Origin of the sequence: Pseudomonas zanjanensis (assembly GCF_014268745.2) — a bacterium.
Classification (GTDB): domain Bacteria; phylum Pseudomonadota; class Gammaproteobacteria; order Pseudomonadales; family Pseudomonadaceae; genus Aquipseudomonas; species Aquipseudomonas zanjanensis.
On the sequence record NZ_JABWRB020000001.1, the window covers coordinates 913,356 to 933,267 of the forward strand.

The following is a 19,912-nucleotide window of genomic DNA, read 5'->3' on the forward strand; positions in this document are numbered from 1 at the left end:
GCGGCCCTTTCTTGGGGCTGCTGCGCAGCCCAGCGGGAGCAAGCTCCCTCGCCACGGTTGCGCGTATTCCAGGCAAGCCGATGAATCAAGCGTTTGCTGCGGGAGTGGTGCGTGCGTTGACGTAAGCCGTGCCGGGACGTACCGCGAACACGACGGCGGCGACTAGCGCGTTGGCAATATGGTCGACCATTTCTTTTGAGATGGGCAAAGTTGAAAAGTATCGGGATGCCGAGGTGACGACGGCCACGATTATCTGGCCGATGGAGGTTCGTATCGCATTGGTGGACAGGAGCTGATCTTTCACCTGCTCGACAGAGGGTATTCGTAATTCCAAGGGCTTGACACGAAAGGCTTCTTCAGACGGATCCTTTTTCAAGGCGTGCATTGCTGTGCCCATGAGCAGTTGCCCGGCGACGTCGGCCCCGGCGTTGTAGACGCCCCGTAATAAATCGTCTCCTAGTTCCGGGGCCAGGGATTCGACAATTTGCTCGGCCCGGGCCTCAGCCGACAGATTTGGATCATGCGGCGTATTGGCCTGTTGTTCCATCCAGGCCCACAGTTGAAAGGTAAAGCCTTCCGTTTCTGACGATGGAGGCTTGTTACCTTGGGCCATGGCATACCCGGCACCTGAGTGTGGGGCGGTGTAGTTCATGCCGGTAAAGGACAGGAACTGGAGCATACCGTTCAGCACGCCTGCTGCCGCCGTGCCGCTGGGGTTGGGTTTTGTATTGTCGCCGGTGGGACAAAACAGGCTCACCAGATCCTGGGCAAACGTATAGAACAACATGGCCGAGCCGGAGGATGCCAATGCTGGCAGTGCGGAGGGCGCCGCTATGGCAGCGACCAGAGCCAAGGTTGACATTCCGAGAGTGATGGCGCGCGCCAGGCGCGTTTCGGCGTTTGCGGTTCCCTTGCACTCGTCCCGAATCGCACCGAGGATGTTCAGCAGTGGCCCGATGCACTGGGTAACCCCGCCCATCACGCTGCGTGTCAGCGGCGAAGCGGCATTGGATTGGAGGGTTTTTTCCAGGATGAACCCGGACAGTTGCCTGATCACCGTAAGGGCACCGGTGACCAGGCCGGTGCGTAGGCCGGAAATGGTCAAGTTGCTCGCCCAGCGTCCGAGATTGCCTTCGAATTCGTTGTTGGCCAGTTTGCCTAGGCAATCACTGATCCAATTAAGGATGGTCAGGGCGCGTTGTATGAATGTGTCGGAATCTGACGAATGCTTTGAGCCTTCGAACATCTCCATATCAATCACGAAATCTTCATCGTATGTCTCCTTTAGGATTTCCCTAAAGGCTGTATAAGCGTGCAAGTCGGCTTGATCTTCTCGCTCTGTAATGATTGTCTTGAATGCTTCCTCAACCCCCTTCAGTCCAAACCTCAACTGTTCCGACGAAAGCGGGCTTCTCTGCTCGGCTGGGATGATGTCATCGAGCATCTCGATAATGGTATCGGTTGGCCCCCTCTCAAAGTCGATGACCGTGTCCGGTTTATGGGCGCGAACGGAGTCGTTTGGAATGGGTTGCGCTATAGATGCGCCTAAAGATGAGACAGACATTTTTTGATCCTGCGTGACGAAGGGCTACTGGGTTGCTGCCATTGCAGCTGCATCGGTCTTTTGCAGGTTTTTGGCGCTTGCAACTATCAAATAGCGCTCCGACGCAAGGGCCGCAGCGTGTCGATACCCAGATGGAACCCGGAATCCAAGTGGTTCTCGCCGCTGGCGCTCCTGCTCGGTATAATCCCGTCACTTTTTATCGCCCAGAGCCCACCCCACCCATGTACACCCTGGCCCGTCAGCTGCTGTTCAAACTTTCCCCGGAAACCTCCCACGATTTGTCCCTGGACCTGATCGGCGCGGGCGGGCGTTTGGGCCTCAACGGTTTGCTGTGCAAGGCGCCGGCGAAAGTGCCGGTGACGGTCATGGGCCTGGAGTTCCCCAACCCGGTCGGGTTGGCGGCGGGCCTGGACAAGAATGGCGCGGCCATCGACGGCTTTGCCCAGTTGGGTTTCGGCTTTGTGGAAATCGGCACCGTCACGCCGCGACCACAGCCGGGCAATCCCAAGCCACGGTTGTTCCGCCTGCCGCAAGCCGAGGCGATCATCAACCGCATGGGCTTCAACAACCTGGGCGTCGATCATCTGCTGGCCCGTGTGGCCGCGGCCAAGTACAAGGGTGTGCTGGGCATCAACATCGGCAAGAATTTCGACACGCCGGTGGAGCGCGCCGTCGATGACTACCTGATCTGCCTGGACAAGGTCTACGCCCACGCCAGCTACGTGACCGTCAACGTCAGCTCCCCCAACACCCCGGGGCTGCGCAGCCTGCAATTCGGTGATTCCCTCAAGCAACTGCTGGCCGATCTGGCCCAACGTCGCGCGGAACTGGCGTTGACCCACGGCCGGCACGTGCCCCTGGCGATCAAGATCGCCCCGGACATGACCGACGAGGAGACCGCCCAGGTGGCCCAGGCCCTGATCGAGACGGGCATGGACGCGGTGATCGCTACCAACACGACCCTGGGACGCGAAGGCGTCGAAGGGCTGGAGCACGGTGACGAGGCGGGTGGCTTGTCGGGCGCGCCAGTGCGTGACAAGAGCACCCACACGGTGAAGGTGCTGGCCGCTGAACTGGCGGGGCGCTTGCCGATCATCGCGGCGGGGGGGATCACCGAAGGCCGGCACGCCGCCGAGAAGATCACCGCCGGGGCGAGCCTGGTGCAGGTTTACTCGGGTTTCATCTACAAGGGGCCGGCGTTGATTCGTGAGTCGGTGGATGCGATTGCGGCGTTGGGGTGAGCCGGAGGTTAAAGTTCGGCGCTGACCCATTGTGGCGAGGGAGCTTGCTCCCGCTGGACTGCGAAGCAGTCCTGAACCCGGCTGGCACTGTTTTCCTGGATAACCGCGTGTCATGGTTTTGGGGCTGCTGCGCAGCCCAGCGGGAGCAAGCTCCCTCGCCACAATAATATTCACAGCTCAGGCATTCGTAAGTGCCCATGAAACCCAGGCATTAAAAAGGGCTCCTCGAAGGAGCCCCCTGGGCCGTAGCCCGCCGCCCGGATGGGACGTGCGTGGTTAAATCGATTGGGATGTCAAATTGTCGAGTTCTTGAGTAATAAGCCCTGTGTCAGCCGACGGCGTGAAGTTCGTTGAGTCTGTGGATACCCGCAGTGCCGGTCATACCGTCCCAGTTGTCGCCGCGTCCTTCTCGCCAGCCATTGATCCAGGCTTGACGTACCGACGGTAGAGTAAAGGGGCAAAGCTCACGGGATTTACCACCAACGCCATATTGGTAACCACGCAAAAATGCTCTTTCCAACGGATCACGCTTAAGTCTTCTCATAGGGTGTTGCCCTCACTTGTTGACTGTTGCTTAGCGTCGACCTCTATCGAGGCCGGGGCAGAATCATTCTGCCGTTGGTGGCTCGTTGCCGGCGTGACGAGCCGAGGTGTTGACGCCGTTGCGACGTCAACCTGTGTTGAGTTCTAACCAAAGCGTCACAGGGATGGAATGATCGTTTTGTCATAAGCACGTAACAATAAAGATGTTAGGGCGATAAGTAACTTGATGTTCGTTGACCGCTTTTGAGCAAGACCCCTGTATGATCGGCCCTGCGCCAAAGGGGACTGGCTTTCCTTGAATGAGAATGTCCACCCGTTGCACTCGGGTACTATTCGACGAAAGGGTCGAATTTTCACAATTTGTTGCACAGAATTTTTTATCTGCCTTCGCATCTAAGCTCTTTTAACCTGAGCGGCAAGGGCGGCACGGCACACTTTCGTGCCACACGGGTGCTCTTGAGAAAAGCACCTGATTGAACCCGGCCCGGCAATGCGTTGCCCGGTCCACTTAGCCAAAGGCTCTGGAAATCCCATGTCCGATCGTTTCGAACTCTTCCTCACTTGCCCCAAGGGCCTCGAAGGCCTGCTGATCGAGGAAGCCGTCGGGCTTGGCCTTGAAGAGGCGCGCGAGCACACTTCGGCCGTGCGCGGCATGGCCGACATGGAAACGGCCTATCGCCTGTGCCTGTGGTCGCGCCTGGCCAACCGCGTGTTGCTGGTGCTCAAGCGCTTCCCGATGAAGGACGCCGAAGACCTGTACCACGGCGTGCTGGACATCGACTGGCAAGACCACATGCTGGCCGATGGCACCCTGGCGGTTGAGTTCAGTGGCCATGGCTCGGGTATCGACAATACTCACTTCGGTGCCTTGAAGGTCAAGGACGCCATCGTCGACAAGCTGCGCACGCCATCGGGCGAGCGGCCGTCCATCGACAAGCTCAACCCGGACCTGCGTATCCACCTGCGCCTGGACCGCGGCGAAGCGATCCTCTCCCTCGACCTTTCCGGCCACAGCCTGCACCAGCGCGGTTATCGCCTGCAGCAAGGCGCCGCGCCGCTGAAGGAAAACCTCGCCGCCGCGATCCTGATCCGCGCCGGTTGGCCGCGCATTGCCGCTGAAGGCGGGGCGCTGGCCGACCCGATGTGTGGTGTTGGCACGTTCCTGGTGGAAGCCGGCATGATCGCCGCCGATATGGCACCGAACCTGCGTCGCCAGCAGTGGGGCTTCACCGCCTGGCTCGGCCACGTGCCGGCGTTGTGGAAGAAATTGCACGAAGAAGCCACCGAGCGCGCCGCCGCCGGGCTGGCCAAGCCGCCGTTGTGGATTCGTGGCTACGAGGCCGACCCACGGCTGATCCAGCCGGGCCGCAACAACGTCGAGCGTGCGGGCCTGAGCGAGTGGATCAAGATCTATCAAGGCGAAGTCGCCACCTTCGAGCCGCGCCCGGACCAGAACCAGAAGGGCTTGGTAATCTGCAACCCGCCGTACGGCGAGCGCCTGGGGGATGAAGCCAGTCTGCTTTACCTCTACCAGAACCTCGGCGAGCGCCTGCGCCAGGCGTGCCTGAACTGGGAGGCGGCGGTGTTCACCGGCGCGCCGGACCTGGGCAAGCGCATGGGCATTCGCAGCCACAAGCAGTATTCGTTCTGGAACGGCGCCTTGCCGTGCAAGTTGCTGCTGATCAAGGTGCTGCCGGACCAGTTCGTCACCGGCGAGCGTCGCACCCCGGAACAGCGCCAGGCCGAGCGTGAACAGGCCGCCTACGATCAAACCCCGGAAGTGCCACAAGAGCGCCAGTACAACAAGAACGGCAACCCGATCAAGCCGGCGCCGGCGCCAGCCCCCGTGGTCGAGCAGGCGCGGTTGAGCGAAGGCGGGCAGATGTTCGCCAATCGCCTGCAAAAGAACCTCAAGACGCTGAGTAAGTGGGCCAAGCGTGAAGGCGTGGACTGTTACCGGGTCTACGACGCCGACATGCCGGAATACTCCATGGCCATCGACCTCTACCATGACTGGGTACACGTCCAGGAATACGTCGCGCCGAAGTCCATCGACCCGGAAAAGGCCTCGGCCCGGTTGTTCGATGCCTTGGCGGCCATTCCCCAGGCACTGAACGTCGACAAGAGCCGCGTGGTGATCAAGCGCCGCGAGCGTCAGAGCGGCACCAAGCAGTACGAGCGCCAGAGCGCCCAAGGCAAGTTCACCGAGGTCAACGAAGGCGGCGTGAAGCTGCTGGTCAACCTCACGGACTACCTGGACACCGGGCTGTTTCTCGACCATCGGCCGATGCGCCTGCGGATCCAGAAGGAAGCAGCCGGCAAGCGTTTCCTCAACCTGTTCTGCTACACCGCGACCGCCAGCGTCCACGCTGCCAAGGGCGGTGCCCGCAGCACCACCAGTGTCGACTTGTCGAAAACCTACCTGGATTGGGCGCGACGCAACCTGTCGCTCAATGGTTTTTCCGACAAGAACCGCCTGGAGCAGGGCGATGTGATGGCCTGGCTGGAAGCCAGTCGTGACGAGTACGACCTGATCTTCATCGACCCGCCGACCTTCTCCAACTCCAAGCGCATGGAAGGTGTGTTCGATGTGCAGCGCGACCACGTCCAGTTGCTGGACCTGGCCATGGCGCGCCTGGCGCCGGGCGGCGTGCTGTACTTCTCCAACAATTTCCGCAAGTTCCAGCTCGAGGACAACCTCGGCGAGCGCTATGCAGTGGAAGAGATCACTGCCAAGACCATCGATCCGGATTTCGCCCGCAACGGCAAGATCCACCGCGCTTGGAAGATCATGGCGCGTTGAAGGCGATCGATTGGATCCACGGAGCCTTGTAGTTCAAGGCTTCTAGCCTCATTTAGGGACTGGCCAAAGTGATGGCGAATAGCTATAACTTAGGCTGTGTCCAGGGCTGTGCCTATGCCTGGTACCTTTGCGAGTTGTGTCTATGGCATTGCATCAGGTGCGCCCCAGGATCCTGGGCTTTATCAGCGAAGACGTGTCGGCCTGGCTGGTGGCTTCGCTGGTGCTGCTGGCCGGTACCTGCCTGACCGGTTTGCTGAGCTGGGCGATGATGAACCTGTTCAACCAGCAATTGCACCAGCGCTTCGAATTGCAAGCCGAGGAACGCTTCAGCCGCATTGAGGAGCGATTCCAGGACCAGGAACAACGTCTCGATGGCCTGAGACGGTTCTTTGCCAATTCGGCAGGGGTTTCCAACGCGGAATTTCATGGCTACGTCGAACCGTTGCTGCGGCGCACCCTGGCCTTCGCCTGGGCACCACGGATCTTTCGGGAGCAACGACAATCCTTCGAACAAGCGACGCGGGACCAGGGGGGCGACTCCTTTGGCATCCGTGAGGTCGCCGATGGCGGCGGCCTGCGGCAGGCCGCCGAGCGGGACGAATACGTGCCGGTGCTGTACCTCCAGAGCCAGCCGCTTTCCATGTCCCCCCTGGGATTCGATCTGCTTTCCCATCCCTTGCGCCGGGCTGTGCTTGAACGGGCGCGCTCGCTTGGCACGATAGTAGTCTCGCAGCCACTGGACCTGATGGGGGTAGGCCCAGACTTCGCGCGTGGGGTGTTGCTGGTTGCGCCGGTCACCCGAGCCTCGGCCAAGGAGCCGTTCGGTTACGTGGTGGCGGGCATCAACATGCGTCAGTTGGTGGCTGACGGCTTGCCGGCCGCAGGTCATGACAACCTGTCGATGCGTGTCCTGGACCTATCCACCGACGACCGGGAGGAAGTGCTGTTCGATTCCCTTGAATCGCCGGGTGACAGTGACTTGTCGGCGACCCGCCTGTTGCGCCTGGCTGACCAAGACTACCGTGTAGAGTTGCGGCCCAGCCGGGTGTTCCTGTCCTCCAATCACTCGTCGGTGACGAGCCTGGCTGTGCTGGGCAGCCTGCTCAGCCTGCTGCTCAGTGCCTTGCTTTATGTGCTGGTCAGCCAGCGGCAGCGAGCCTTGGCACTGGTGGAACAACGCACCGGCGAACTGCGTGCCCGGGAGCAGGAGTTGCGCGGTACCCACGGCCAGTTGCGCGGTGTGCTGGATGCCGCGACCCAGGTGGCGATCATTGCCACCGACCTGCGCGGCGTCATCACCACTTTCAACGCCGGCGCCGAGCAGATGCTCGGCTACCCGAGCTGCGAGGTGCTGCAAAGCATGACCCTGGAGAGCCTGCATGTGCCGCGCGAACTCCAGGCCCGGGCCGCTCAGCTTGGCGCGCGCTTTGGTAAACCCATTCCTACCTGCCATGCGATGCTGCTCGAGGGCGGCGAGCAGGGTGGGCAGCAGGCGCGGGAATGGACCCTGGTGCGCCGCGATGGCAGTCACCTGACCGTGAACATGCTGGCCACGCCGATGCTCGATGAGCAGGGGCTGTGGGTCGGGCACCTGGCGATCTGCATCGACATCACCGAGCGCAAGCGCGTCCACGAAGCCCTGGCCGCCCGGGACCTGCTGCTCAAAAAGCTCAGCGCCCATGTCCCCGGGGGAATCTACCAATTCAGGATGGATTTCAATGGTCGCTTCAGCGTGATCTATGCCAGCGACGGCATCCGCGACATCTATGAATTGGAACCCGATGTGCTGGTGCAGAACGCCGAGGCGATTTTCTCGCGTATTCATCCGTTGGACAGTACGCGCGTCCGCGCTTCGATCCGTGCTTCGGCCAATACCTTGAGCCCATGGCGGGAAGAGTACCGGGTGCAATTACCCTTGCGCGGGCTGCGCTGGGTGCGCGGCGAGGCCACCCCCGAGGAACTGCCTGGCGGCGGGGTGTTGTGGCATGGCTATATCTCGGATATTTCCGACCTCAAGCGTGTGGAAGAAGAGCTGCGGGCCTTATCCGTGACCGACGCCCTGACCGGCATTCGCAACCGCCGTTATTTCCAGGAACGCTTGACCTCGGAAATGGCCCGGGTCGAGCGCGGTTCCGGTGGGCTGGCGGTCATCATGCTCGACATCGATCACTTCAAGCGCATCAACGACCAGCACGGCCATGCGGTGGGCGACCGGGTGTTGCAGGCGTTCTGCCAGCGCATCATCCAACGGTTGCGCCGTACCGATGTGTTCTGTCGGTTGGGTGGGGAGGAGTTCGTGGTGCTGTGCCCGGACACCGACAGTGAAAGCGCTTATTCCCTGGCGCTGGGGCTGTGGGAAGGCTTGCGGGCTGCGCCCATCGACGATGTCGGGGTGGTTACCGCCAGCTTCGGCATCGCCACCTGGCGCGCCGGGGAGGGCGCCGATGCGTTACTGCTCAGGGCCGACTCAGGCGTCTATGCGGCCAAGCAGGCCGGGCGGGATCGGGTCGAGACGCAGTTGGGCTAGCCAGGGGATATTGAGGTCAAAGTGTGGGAGCGGGCTTGCTCGCGAATGCGGCATGTCAGTCAACACAATGGTTGAATGTTGTACCGCCCTTCGCGAGCAAGCCCGCTCCCACAGTTGATCTTCAGTGGGCACAAGATTTGTGTATGGCCCGATTCACTGTGGGAGCGAGCCTGCTCGCGATTCGGTCGGTCAGCAACATCGATGTTGAATGACATACCGCATTCGCGAGCAGGCTCGCTCCCACATGGGGTATGTGCTGGGTCAGAGCACCGAAGCCGTCTGTGGCAGTTTCGGCTGGCGGTACAGGTCCAGCAGCACCTGGTCCAGCACCGACGAAGCGCCCCATGGCTTTGGATCGTTGAGGATCGCCACCACTGCCCAAGTGTTGCCGTTGATGTCGCGGCTGTAGCCAGCGATGGCGCGGACGGTGTTCAGGGTCCCGGTCTTGACGTGGGCTTCGCCTGCCATGGCGGTGGTCTTCAGGCGTTTGCGCATGGTGCCGTCTGTGCCGGCAATCGGCATCGAACTGATGAACTCCGCCGAATACGGGCTGCGCCAGGCGGCTTGCAGCATCGCAGCCATTTCCCGCGCGCTGACCCGTTCGGCGCGGGACAGGCCGGAGCCGTTCTCCATCACCAGGTGCGGTGCGGTGATGCCTTTCTTCGCCAGCCACTGGCGTACCACCCGTTGCGCAGCCTTCGCGTCGTCACCGTCGGCTTCGTTGCGAAATTGTGCGCCCAGGCTCAGGAACAGTTGCTGGGCCATGGTGTTGTTACTGTATTTATTGATGTCGCGGATGATCTCCGCCAGGTCCGGGGAGAACGCCCGGGCCAATACCTTGGCGTTGCTCGGGGTCGTGGCCAGGCGGTCCTGGCCCTGGATGCTGCCGCCCAATTCCTTCCAGATGGCCCGCACCGCGCCAGCGGTGTAGGTGGCGTGATCGAGCAGTGACAGGTAGGTCTGGGAGCTGCAACCTTCACCGAGTTGGCCGCTGACAGTGACGGTCATGCTGCCATCGGCCTGGGCGACGGGGTTGTAGCGAACGCCGCCGGCACATTGCTTGCCGTTGATGGCCTTGACCACGTTTTCGATGCGAATGCTGGCAATCGGTGGCTCAACCGAGACCAGCACCCGGCCGCCATCATTGCGAGCGACGAAGCGCAGGGCCTTGAGGTTGACCAGCAGCGAGTCGGGCTTGACCAGGAAGGGTTTGTTTTCGTCGTTGCCGTCGTCGTTGAACTCGGGCAGTTGCGGCTGGATGAAGAAACTGCGGTCCAGCACCAGGTCACCGGTGACCTGCTGGACGCCGTTGGCCCGCAGATCGCGCATCAACAGCCAGAGTTTTTCCATGTTCAGCTTGGGATCGCCGCCGCCCTTGAGGTACAAGTTGCCGTTGAGGATCCCGCCGCTCAGGGTGCCGTCGGTGTAGAACTCGGTTTTCCATTGATGATTGGGGCCGAGCATCTCCAGGGCCGCATAGGTGGTCACCAGTTTCATGGTGGACGCCGGATTGACCGAAACATCGGCGTTGTACAGGGTTGGCGTGCCGGGGCCGTTGAGCGGCACCAGCACCAGGGACAGGGCGTCGTTCTGCAGTTTGCTGGCCTTGAGGGCCTTTTGTACGTTGGGCGATAGGGCGGTGTTGATCGTGGCAGCATGGGCGGTGACAGGGAGGGCCAGGGGAAGAAGAAGGCTGGCCAGAAGCAATGGACGCAAAGATTTGATCATTGAAATAAAACCCTACGGGCGAGGGGGAAAATACGAGGACATGAAAATGAACGTCCTCAACGGTCATGAAAGTGTCGGCATTATGCCCCAAGGCGCAACGGCATGTGCCGTGCCCAAGCCCAGCGAAGCGGTATTTTTTTACCAACGGTTAACGGACTTGCCCGATGAGTCGGGCAATCGACGCACCAAACTGGTAAAGTGCCGGCCGTTATTACTTATGAGGATTGTTCCAATGGCGACTAACCGTTCCCAGCGTCTGCGCAAAAAGCTGTGCGTGGATGAATTTCAAGAGCTGGGTTTCGAACTGAACCTGGATTTCAAAGAAGATCTGGCCGATGAGGCTATTGACGCTTTCCTCGACGCTTTCCTGAAAGAAGCCATGGAAGCCAATGGCCTGGGCTACGTCGGCGGTGACGACTACGGTCTGGTTTGCCTGCAGAAGCGTGGCTCGGTCACCGAAGAGCAGCGCGCTGCCGTTGAAGCCTGGCTCAAGGCCCGTCCCGAGCTGACCAGCGTTGAAGTCAGCCCGTTGCTGGACGTGTGGTACCCGGAAAAGCCGATCAATCCGGTCGCTTGATGGTCAGAAACCGGCAGCCCTTTTGGGTGCCGGTTTTTTTGTGCCTGCCATTTATGTGTTGCTTGCCAGGCAGCCTTCGCGAGCAAGCCCGCTCCCACAGTGGATATGTATCGCTCACATCGCCTTTGTGGGAGCGGGCTTGCTCGCGAAGCTTTTAAGCTCTCAGGCGCTACGCCAGTTCAGGATCAGCAACGTCAACACCCCCGCCACGATCCCCCAGAACGCCGAACCGATGGAGAACAGCGTCAGCCCCGACGCCGTGACCATGAAAGTGATCAGCGCCGCTTCCCGCTCCTTCACTTCGCTCATGGCGATGCTCAAGCCATTGATGATTGAGCCGAACAGCGCCAGGGCCGCGATGGACAACACCAATTCCTTGGGCAGCGCCGCGAACAACGCCGCCAGCGTCGCGCCGAATACCCCGGCAATCCCGTAGAAAATCCCACACCAGACCGCCGCCGTGTAGCGCTTGTTGCGATCTTCGTGGGCGTGGGGCCCGGTGCAGATGGCCGCGCTGATGGCCGCCAGGTTGATGCCATGGGAGCCGAACGGTGCCAGCAGCAGCGAGGCGATGCCGGTGCTGGTGATCAGCGGCGAAGCCGGCACGTTGTAGCCGTCGGCCCGCAACACGGCGATGCCGGGCATGTTCTGCGAGGTCATCGCCACCACGAACAGCGGAATGCCGATGCTGATGGTGGCCGCCAAGGAAAAGTGCGGCGTGGTCCAGACCGGCGTCGCGACTTCCAGGGCAAAACCGCTGAAGTCCAACAGCCCCAGCAGGCCGGAAAGCGCTGTGCCGATCAGCAGTGCCGCGAGCACCGCGTAGCGCGGCGACAGGCGCTTGACGATCAGGTAGGTGAAAAACATCCCCAGCACCAGGCCGGTGCGATGCTGGGTGGCGACGAAGATCTCGCTGCCGATCTTGAACAGAATCCCCGCCAGCAACGCCGCCGCCAGCGAGGCCGGAATGCGCTTGACCAGGCGCTCGAAACTGCCGGTCAGGCCACAGATCGTCACCAGCACCGCGCAGGTTATATAGGCGCCGATGGCCTCGCCATAACTCACGCCGCCCAGGCTGGTGATCAGCAGCGCGGCGCCGGGTGTCGACCAGGCGATGGTGATCGGCGTGCGATAGCGCAGCGACAGCCCGATGGAGCACACCGCCATGCCGATGGAGATCGCCCAGATCCACGAGGAAATCTGCCCGCTGGTCAGCCCCGCCGCCTGTCCGGCCTGGAACATCAGCACCAGGGAACTGGTGTAGCCGGTCATCATCGCGATGAACCCGGCGACGATGGCCGAAGGCGAGGTGTCGGCCAATGGACGAAGTGGCGTGGTCGTGACTTCGGTCATGGTGGGCGGTGGTCCTTGTTGTAGATTGTCTGGGCTTGATAGCCCCACAGATTTGCGGTTTAAAGCCTAAACTCAACCCCATCATCGATTGCAATACAGCCATGCCCGCAAACAGCCGTACAGTCGTGTTGCCATCAGAGGTTGTGTACAATCGAGCTGTTTTTTACGCGATACTTGCCAGCGACCCGCTGTGCCGTATTACAGTCACGGTCAATTCGCCGCAGTTCTCCCGACTCGAGTGCCCATGAACGAACAGTTGCAGCCCCTCAAGAAACAACCGCGAGCTGGTAAGACCGGCCGCAGCGGAACCCAGGACGATATTGTCTATGCGCACATCTTCGAGGCCATCCTCGAACAACGCCTGGCGCCCGGGACCAAATTGAGCGAAGAGGCGCTGGGGGAGATTTTCGGAGTCAGCCGCACGATCATTCGCCGGGCCTTGTCCCGCCTGGCCCACGAAGGCGTGGTGTTGCTGCGGCCCAATCGCGGTGCCGTGGTGGCGAGCCCGAGTGTCGAAGAGGCCCGCCAGGTGTTCATGGCCCGGCGCCTGGTGGAAAGGGCGATCACCGAGCTGGCGGTGCAGCACGCTACCGCCGAACAACTGGCTGAGCTGCGGCAGATGGTCAGCGACGAGCGCGACAGTTTTTCCCGGGGCGACCGTGGCGCCGGCATCCGTTTGTCGGGCGAGTTCCACCTCAAGCTGGCCGAAGCGGCGAAGAACGCCCCGCTGATCAGTTTCCAGCGCAGTCTCGTGTCCCAGACGTCGTTGATCATCGCCCAGTACGAAAGTGGCAACCGTTCCCATTGCTCCTACGACGAACATACCCAGTTGATCGACGCCATCGAGGCCCGCGATGCCACGCTGGCGGTGGACCTGATGATGCATCACATGGACCACATCGACAGCAAGCTCAACCTCGACGAGGAAAGTGCGTCGGATGACTTGCACGCGGTGTTTTCGCATCTGTTGCAGAGCAAGAAGCCGGGGCGGTCGACCGCCAAGCTCTGAAGGTTGAATCAGTCATACCGAGTCGCGCCCTTCGCGAGCAAGCCCGCTCCCACATTCGACCGTGTTGTCATGACATACGCGGATCAAATGTGGGAGCGGGCTTGCTCGCGAAAGCGGTGTGACAGGCGAATGAAATCTAGCGCTGATGCACCACCTTGCCAGCCGCATAAGTCTGCGTCACCGTCCGGTCATCCCCCAGCGTCATCAACACGAACAACCGTTCGGCAATGTCCTTGGCCTGCTTGAGGCGATAGCTCAGCAGCGGCGTGGCGTTGTAATCCAGCACCAGAAAGTCCGCGTCCGTCCCCGGTTGCAACGTGCCGATCTTGTCCTCCAGGCGCAGGGCCCGCGCGCCGCCGAGGGTGGCCAGGTACAGCGATTTGAACGGGCTCAGCCGCGCGCCCTGCAGCTGCATCACCTTGTAGGCTTCGTTCAGGGTGTGGAGCAGCGAAAAACTGGTGCCGCCACCTACGTCCGTGCCCAACCCGACGTTCACCTTGTGCTTCTCGGCCATGGGCAGGTTGAACAGGCCGCTGCCGAGGAAAAAGTTCGAGGTCGGGCAGAAAGCGATGGCCGACCCGGCCTCGGCCAGCCGCGCACATTCGTCATCGCATAAATGCACGCCATGGGCGAACACCGAACGCTCGCCAAGCAGTTGGTAGTGATCGTAGACGTCCAGGTAGCCCTTGCGCTCCGGGAACAGTTCCTTGACCCACTGCACCTCCTGCAGGTTCTCGCTGATGTGAGTCTGCATGTACAAGTCGGGGTACTCCCCCAGCAACTGACCGGCCAGGGCCAGTTGTTCCGGGGTGCTGGTGGGGGCGAAGCGCGGGGTCACGGCGTAGTGCAGCCGGCCCTTGCCGTGCCAGCGCTCGATCAGCGCCTTGCTCTCGGTGTAGCTGGATTCGGCGGTGTCGGTCAGGTAGTCCGGGGCGTTGCGGTCCATCATCACCTTGCCGGCGATCATCCGCAGGTCGAGCTTCTGGGCCACTTCGAAAAACGCATTCACCGACTGCGGATGCACGCTGCCGAACACCAGCGCGGTGGTGGTGCCGTTGCGCAGCAATTCCTTGACGAAAATATCCGCCACGGCATCGGCGTGGGCCTTGTCGGCGAACTGGCTTTCGCAGGGGAAGGTGTAGGTGTTGAGCCAATCCAGCAATTGCTCGCCATAGGCGCCGACCATGCCGGTTTGCGGCAGATGGATGTGGGTGTCGATCAAACCTGGCGTGATCAGTGCGTCCGGGTAATGGGCGATGTCGATGTCCGCCGCCAGGGTCGGCAACAGGTCATGGGCGTGGCCGATGGCGCTGATCTGGCCATTCTCCACCACCAGCAGTCCGTCTTCGAAATATTCATAGGACGCTTCGATACCCACTTCGGCCGGATCGGCGAGGCTGTGGAGCAGGGCGGCGCGGTAGGCTTTGCGTGTCAGGGGCATGGTCTGTCTCGATAAAGGGATTAACGCTGGCTGCGGCGCGAAGCTGGCAGCAACTTGGCAATCGGTTCGGCGCGCGAGGTGTGCTGGCCGAAATCGGCGTTATAGGTGGCGATGATTTCGCCGGCGATGGAGATGGCGATTTCCACAGGCAACTTGCCTTTGACTTCGCCGATACCCATCGGGCAACGCATGCGTTGCAAGGTGCTGCTATCAAAACCACGATCACGCAGGCGATGCTCGAACTTGACCCGCTTGGTCTTCGAGCCGATCAGGCCGAAGTAGGCAAAGTCGTTGCGCTTGAGGATCGCGGCGCTCAGCTCCAGGTCGAGCTGATGGTTGTGGGTCATGACGATGCAGTAGCTGCCGGCGGGCAATTCATCGACTTCATCCAATGGCTCTTCGGCCACGATCTTGCGCACGCCATGGGGCAAGTGTTCGGGGAACTCCGCTTCTCGCGAGTCGATCCAGCGCACCTTGCAGGGCAGGCTCGCCAGCAGCGGCACCAGGGCGCGGCCGACATGGCCGGCGCCGAACACGGCGATCTGCGCCTGGACCTGGCCCATGGGCTCGAACAGCAATACGGTGACGCCACCGCAGCACTGGCCCAGGCTCGCACCGAGGCTGAAGCGCTCCAGGTGGGTGTTCTGCTGGCCGCTGGCGAGCATTTGCCGGGCGATCTCCATGGCCTTGTATTCCAGGTGTCCGCCACCGATGGTGTCGAACGTCTGGCTGGCGCTGATGACCATCTTCGAACCGGCGTTGCGCGGGGTGGAGCCGAGCTCCTCGATGATCGTCACCAGCACGCAGGGTTCGCCGCGGGTTTGCAGGTCGGCGAGGGCGCTGATCCAGTTGTACATATTCACCTCGACATCTCTGTTGTCTGTTCAACCGCCTTCGCGAGCAGGCTCGCTCCCACATTGGAACGCGGTTCCCTGTGGGAGCGGGCTTGCTCGCGAAGGCGGCGCCGCGGTCTAAAGCGAAGCCAACTCGGGTTCAGCTTCCTCAGCCTTGGCCGCCTTCAACCCCCGCATCTGCTCACACCCCCACAACACCCGCTCCGGCGTTGCCGGGGCATCGATGTTCGGTTGCTGCCGGTAATCCCCCAGGCTCGCCACGGCGTCCTTGATGGCGCACCACGCGGCGATGCCGAGCATGAACGGCGGCTCGCCCACGGCCTTGGAATGGAACACCGTGTCTTCAGGGTTCTTGCGGTTTTCCACCAGCTTGACCCGCAGGTCTAGCGGCATGTCGGCCACGGCGGGGATCTTGTAGCTGGCAGGGCCATTGGTCATCAGCTTGCCCTTGTCATTCCATACCAGCTCTTCCATGGTCAGCCAGCCCATGCCCTGGATGAAACCGCCTTCGACCTGGCCGATGTCGATGGCTGGGTTCAGCGAGGCGCCGACATCGTGGAGGATGTCGGTGCGCAGCATCTTGTACTCGCCGGTGAGGGTGTCGACGATCACCTCGGCACACGCCGCGCCATAGGCGTAGTAGTAGAACGGCCGGCCACGGGCCTGGCTGCGGTCGTAGTAGATTTTCGGGGTCTTGTAGAAGCCGGTGCTGGACAGCGAGACCTGGGCGAAATACGCCTGCTGTACCAACGCTTCGAAGGTCAGGATGTGATCGCGCACCCGCACATGGCCGTTGTGGAATTCCACATCCTCTTCACTGACCTTGTAGTGCCGCGCGGCAAATTCCACCAGGCGCCGCTTGATGATTTCGGCGGCATTCTGCGCCGCCTTGCCGTTCAGGTCGGCACCGCTGGAGGCAGCGGTGGGCGAGGTGTTCGGCACCTTGTCGGTATTGGTCGCGGTGATCTGCACGCGGTCCATTTCCACCTGGAACACCTCGGCCACCACCTGGGCAACCTTGGTGTTCAAGCCCTGGCCCATTTCGGTGCCGCCGTGGTTGAGATGGATGCTGCCGTCGGTGTAGACGTGGATCAAGGCGCCGGCCTGGTTGAGGAAACTGGCGGTGAACGAAATGCCGAATTTCACCGGGGTCAGCGCCAGGCCCTTTTTCAGGATCGGGCTATTGGCGTTGTAGCGACGGATCGCTTCACGGCGCTCGGCGTACTGGCTGCTTTCTTCGAGCTCGGCGGTCATTTCCTCGAGCATGTTGTGCTCGACGGTCTGGTAGTAGTGGGTGACGTTGCGTTCGGTCTTGCCGTAGTAGTTGGCCTTGCGCACCGCCAGCGGATCGAGCCCCAGGTGTCGGGCGATGGCGTCCATCACTTCTTCGATGGCGACCATGCCCTGCGGCCCGCCGAACCCCCGGTAGGCGGTGTTCGACGCGGTGTTGGTCTTGCAGCGGTGGCCGTTGATGGTCGCATCGCCCAAGTAGTAGGCGTTGTCGGCGTGGAACATCGCCCGGTCGACGATGGAGGCCGACAGGTCCGGCGAGCAACCGCAGTTGCCGGCCAGTTCCAGGGCGATGCCGTGCAAGCGCCCGCGGCTGTCGAAGCCGACGTCGTATTCGATGTAGAAGGGGTGGCGCTTGCCGGTCATCAGCATGTCTTCGACCCGGGGCAGGCGCATCTTGGTCGGCTGCCCGGTGAGGTGCGCGATGACGGCGCACAGGCACGCCGGGCTGGCGGCCTGGGTTTCCTTGCCGCCAAAGCCGCCGCCCATGCGGCGCATGTCCACCACGACTTTGTTCATCGACACGCCCAGCACTTCGGCCACCAGTTTCTGCACTTCGGTGGGGTTCTGGGTCGAGCAGTAGACGATCATGCCGCCGTCTTCGGTGGGCATCACCGAGGAAATCTGGGTTTCCAGGTAAAAATGCTCCTGGCCGCCGATGTGCAGCGAGCCCTGGATACGATGCTCGGCGCTCGCCAGCGCCGTGGCCGAATCGCCGCGCTGGTGGGTGTGGCTGTCCAGCACGAAGTGTCGCTTGCGCAGGGCCTCGACCACGTCCAGCACCGGCTCCAGGTCTTCGTATTCGATGATGGCGGCCATCGCTGCCTTACGTGCGGTCTCAAGATCCTTGGCGGCAACAGCCAGCACCGGTTGGCCGACGAACTGCACATCATCAATGGCCAGCAGCGGATCGCCGGGCAGCAGTGGGCCAATGTCCTTCAGGCCTGGAATGTCTGCGTGGGTGATGGCGATGCGCACGCCCTCAAAGGCGTAGCACGGCGCGGTATCGATGCGGATGATCCGGGCGTGGGCGCGGTCCGACAGCCGGGCATAGACGTGCAACTGGTTGGGGAATTCCAGGCGGTCATCGATGTACTGCGCCTCGCCGGACACGTGCTTGGCGGCGCTGTCATGCTTGACGCTACGGCCCACGCCAGTGGTGAGGTCGCGGGCGAACAGCTCCGCCAGTTCGGCTTGGGTCTTCTCTACGGCGTGATGGTTAGACATAAGCGGTCACCCGAGTCTCGATGTGCGGCGTTTGCAGTTCGATGAAATATTTGCGCAACAGGTTGCGGGCGCTGAGCAGGCGGTATTCCTTGCTGGCGCGGAAATCCGACAGCGGCGTGAAATCCTCGGCCAGGACGGCGCAGGCGCGTTCGACGGTGCTGTCGGTCCACGGCGCGCCGATCAATGCGGCTTCACAATGCTTGGCGCGTTTCGGTGTGGCGGCCATGCCGCCGAAGGCCACGCGGGCGTCGCGGACCACGCCGTTGTCGATGCGCAGGTTGAAGGCCGCGCATACGGCGGAAATGTCATCGTCCAGGCGCTTGGACACCTTGTAGGCGCGGAACGCCTGTTCGGCGCTGGCTCGCGGCACGATGATCTTTTCGATGAATTCGCTTTCCTGGCGGGCGGTGACCCGGTAGTCGATGAAATAGTCTTCCAGGGCCAGGGTGCGGCGGACCTGGCCCTTGCACAGCACGATCTGCGCGCCGAGGGCGATCAACAGGGGCGGCGAGTCACCAATAGGCGAGGCGTTGCCGATGTTGCCGCCCAAGGTGCCCTGGTTGCGGATCTGCAGCGAGGCGAAGCGTTGCAACAGTTCGCCGAAGTCCGGGTATTCGGCTTTCAGGGCCTCGTAGCAATCGGAGAGGGCGGTGGCGGCGCCGATCTCCAGGCGGTCGTCGAAGCGTTCGATACGCTTGAGTTCGGCGACGTTGCCCACGTAGATCATCACCGGCAGGGTGCGATGAAATTGCGTGACTTCCAGGGCCAGGTCCGTACCGCCGGCCAGTAGGCGCGCCTGGGGATAGGCGTCGTAGAGATCGGCCAGGTCGGCCACGGTCAGCGGCACCAGGCAGCGTTTGTCGCCGCTGTTGAGTTCACCGGTCTCGGTGGGGGCGATGGCTTTGAGGCGGGCGATGGTCTCGGCCTCGCGGGCGTCGAACTGGTCCGGCTGCTTGCTGCAGCAGGCCTGCTCGGCGGCGGCCAGGATCGGCCGGTAGCCGGTGCAACGGCACAGGTTGCCGGCCAGGGCTTCGTGGGCCTGGTGGGCGTCGGCTTGCTCGCTGTTCTTCTGCAGGGCGAACAGCGACATGACGAAGCCCGGTGTGCAGAAACCGCATTGCGAACCGTGGCAGTCGACCATCGCTTGCTGAACGCTGTGCAGTTGGCCCTGGTGCTTGAGGTCCTCGACGCTGATCAGTTGCTTGCCGTGCAGGGACGAGACGAAGGTCAGGCACGCGTTGAGGCTGCGGTAGCGAATGCGTTCGCGGCCATTGGCGTCCGTTTCCAATTCGCCCACCACCACGGTACACGCGCCACAGTCGCCGCTGGCGCAGCCTTCTTTGGTGCCGGGTTTACCAACGTGTTCGCGCAAGTAGTTGAGCACGGTCAGGTTCGGGTCCAGGGCGTGCTCGCTACGGAGTTCCTGGTTGAGTAAAAACTGGATCACGGAAGGCCTCGCAGACTCATTATTGTTGTTTCGACGTGGGCCTGAATTTATCAGGTCTGACTTTTCGGTCAACGATTTTCTGACTTAAGGGTCAAGAAAATCCATCTGGTCGATAAACAACGCTTTATGGACACGGTGGAACCCTGTGGGAGCCGAGCTTGCTCGCGATGACGGCGGTACATTCAGTATGGATGCAAGCTGACAGACCGCTATCGCGAGCAAGCTCGGCTCCCACAGGTTCTTCCACAGATTCTGTTCCAGGATGAGAGTCCGGATTTTTTTGCTTATATCGTGCCAAAAACCCGCTG

General features: G+C 61.8%; 13 protein-coding genes. 5 read left to right on the top strand and 8 right to left on the bottom strand.

From position 1 onward, the window contains the following. Window positions 1–85: 85 nt before the first annotated feature. The gene (locus HU715_RS04225; RefSeq protein WP_225917552.1) at window positions 86–1,564 is read right to left on the bottom strand and encodes a hypothetical protein; all 1,479 of its coding nucleotides are present in this window, start codon (window positions 1,562–1,564) and stop codon (window positions 86–88) included. A gap of 221 nt (window positions 1,565–1,785) precedes the next feature. Here HU715_RS04225 and HU715_RS04230 point away from each other — a divergent pair, with 221 nt between their 5' ends. After that, window positions 1,786–2,805 (top strand): quinone-dependent dihydroorotate dehydrogenase, encoded by a 1,020-nt coding sequence (locus HU715_RS04230; RefSeq protein WP_186705272.1) that lies wholly within the window; start codon window positions 1,786–1,788, stop codon window positions 2,803–2,805. A gap of 328 nt (window positions 2,806–3,133) precedes the next feature. On the opposite strand, the gene rmf is transcribed toward HU715_RS04230, so the two are convergent. Continuing rightward, window positions 3,134–3,349, bottom strand: a complete 216-nt coding sequence (gene rmf, locus HU715_RS04235; RefSeq protein ID WP_003223300.1) for a ribosome modulation factor — start codon at window positions 3,347–3,349, stop codon at window positions 3,134–3,136. Window positions 3,350–3,880: 531 nt separating this feature from the next. On the opposite strand from rmf, the gene rlmKL reads away from it, so the two are divergent. Then, entirely contained in the window at window positions 3,881–6,151 is a 2,271-nt protein-coding gene (gene rlmKL, locus HU715_RS04240) for a bifunctional 23S rRNA (guanine(2069)-N(7))-methyltransferase RlmK/23S rRNA (guanine(2445)-N(2))-methyltransferase RlmL (protein ID WP_186705271.1), read from the top strand. 142 nt (window positions 6,152–6,293) lie between these two features. Beyond that, window positions 6,294–8,678, top strand: coding sequence for a sensor domain-containing diguanylate cyclase (locus tag HU715_RS04245; protein ID WP_186705270.1), 2,385 nt, complete (start codon window positions 6,294–6,296; stop codon window positions 8,676–8,678). A 261-nt stretch (window positions 8,679–8,939) separates the two neighbouring features. Here the strand turns inward: HU715_RS04245 and dacB are convergent, their stop codons facing one another. After that, a complete protein-coding gene (gene dacB, locus HU715_RS04250; RefSeq protein WP_186705269.1) occupies window positions 8,940–10,406 on the bottom strand; it encodes a D-alanyl-D-alanine carboxypeptidase/D-alanyl-D-alanine endopeptidase in 1,467 nt (488 codons plus the stop codon). A gap of 232 nt (window positions 10,407–10,638) precedes the next feature. Between dacB and HU715_RS04255 the strand changes: the two genes are divergently transcribed. After that, a complete protein-coding gene (locus HU715_RS04255; protein WP_186705268.1) occupies window positions 10,639–10,983 on the top strand; it encodes a YggL family protein in 345 nt (114 codons plus the stop codon). A gap of 162 nt (window positions 10,984–11,145) precedes the next feature. On the opposite strand, the gene HU715_RS04260 is transcribed toward HU715_RS04255, so the two are convergent. After that, a complete protein-coding gene (locus tag HU715_RS04260; protein ID WP_003199555.1) occupies window positions 11,146–12,336 on the bottom strand; it encodes a benzoate/H(+) symporter BenE family transporter in 1,191 nt (396 codons plus the stop codon). A 244-nt stretch (window positions 12,337–12,580) separates the two neighbouring features. On the opposite strand from HU715_RS04260, the gene HU715_RS04265 reads away from it, so the two are divergent. Then, window positions 12,581–13,345, top strand: a complete 765-nt coding sequence (locus tag HU715_RS04265) for a GntR family transcriptional regulator (RefSeq protein ID WP_186705267.1) — start codon at window positions 12,581–12,583, stop codon at window positions 13,343–13,345. A 136-nt stretch (window positions 13,346–13,481) separates the two neighbouring features. Here the strand turns inward: HU715_RS04265 and guaD are convergent, their stop codons facing one another. The 4 genes from guaD to xdhA all read right to left on the bottom strand — a co-directional run bounded on the left by guaD (window position 13,482) and on the right by xdhA (window position 19,604). After that, window positions 13,482–14,786 carry a guanine deaminase gene (gene guaD / locus HU715_RS04270; protein ID WP_186705266.1) on the bottom strand — a complete coding sequence of 435 codons (1,305 nt, stop codon included), beginning with the start codon at window positions 14,784–14,786 and terminating at the stop codon, window positions 13,482–13,484. A 20-nt stretch (window positions 14,787–14,806) separates the two neighbouring features. Beyond that, complete coding sequence (gene xdhC, locus HU715_RS04275) at window positions 14,807–15,643, bottom strand: xanthine dehydrogenase accessory protein XdhC (RefSeq protein ID WP_186705265.1); 837 nt, start codon at window positions 15,641–15,643, stop codon at window positions 14,807–14,809. A gap of 114 nt (window positions 15,644–15,757) precedes the next feature. Beyond that, entirely contained in the window at window positions 15,758–18,157 is a 2,400-nt protein-coding gene (xdhB, locus tag HU715_RS04280; RefSeq protein WP_186705264.1) for a xanthine dehydrogenase molybdopterin binding subunit, read from the bottom strand. Next, on the bottom strand, window positions 18,150–19,604 hold the full coding sequence (xdhA, locus tag HU715_RS04285; protein WP_186705263.1) for a xanthine dehydrogenase small subunit: 1,455 nt from the start codon (window positions 19,602–19,604) through the stop codon (window positions 18,150–18,152). Before xdhA ends, xdhB begins: the two co-directional genes overlap by 8 nt. Window positions 19,605–19,912 lie beyond the last annotated feature (308 nt).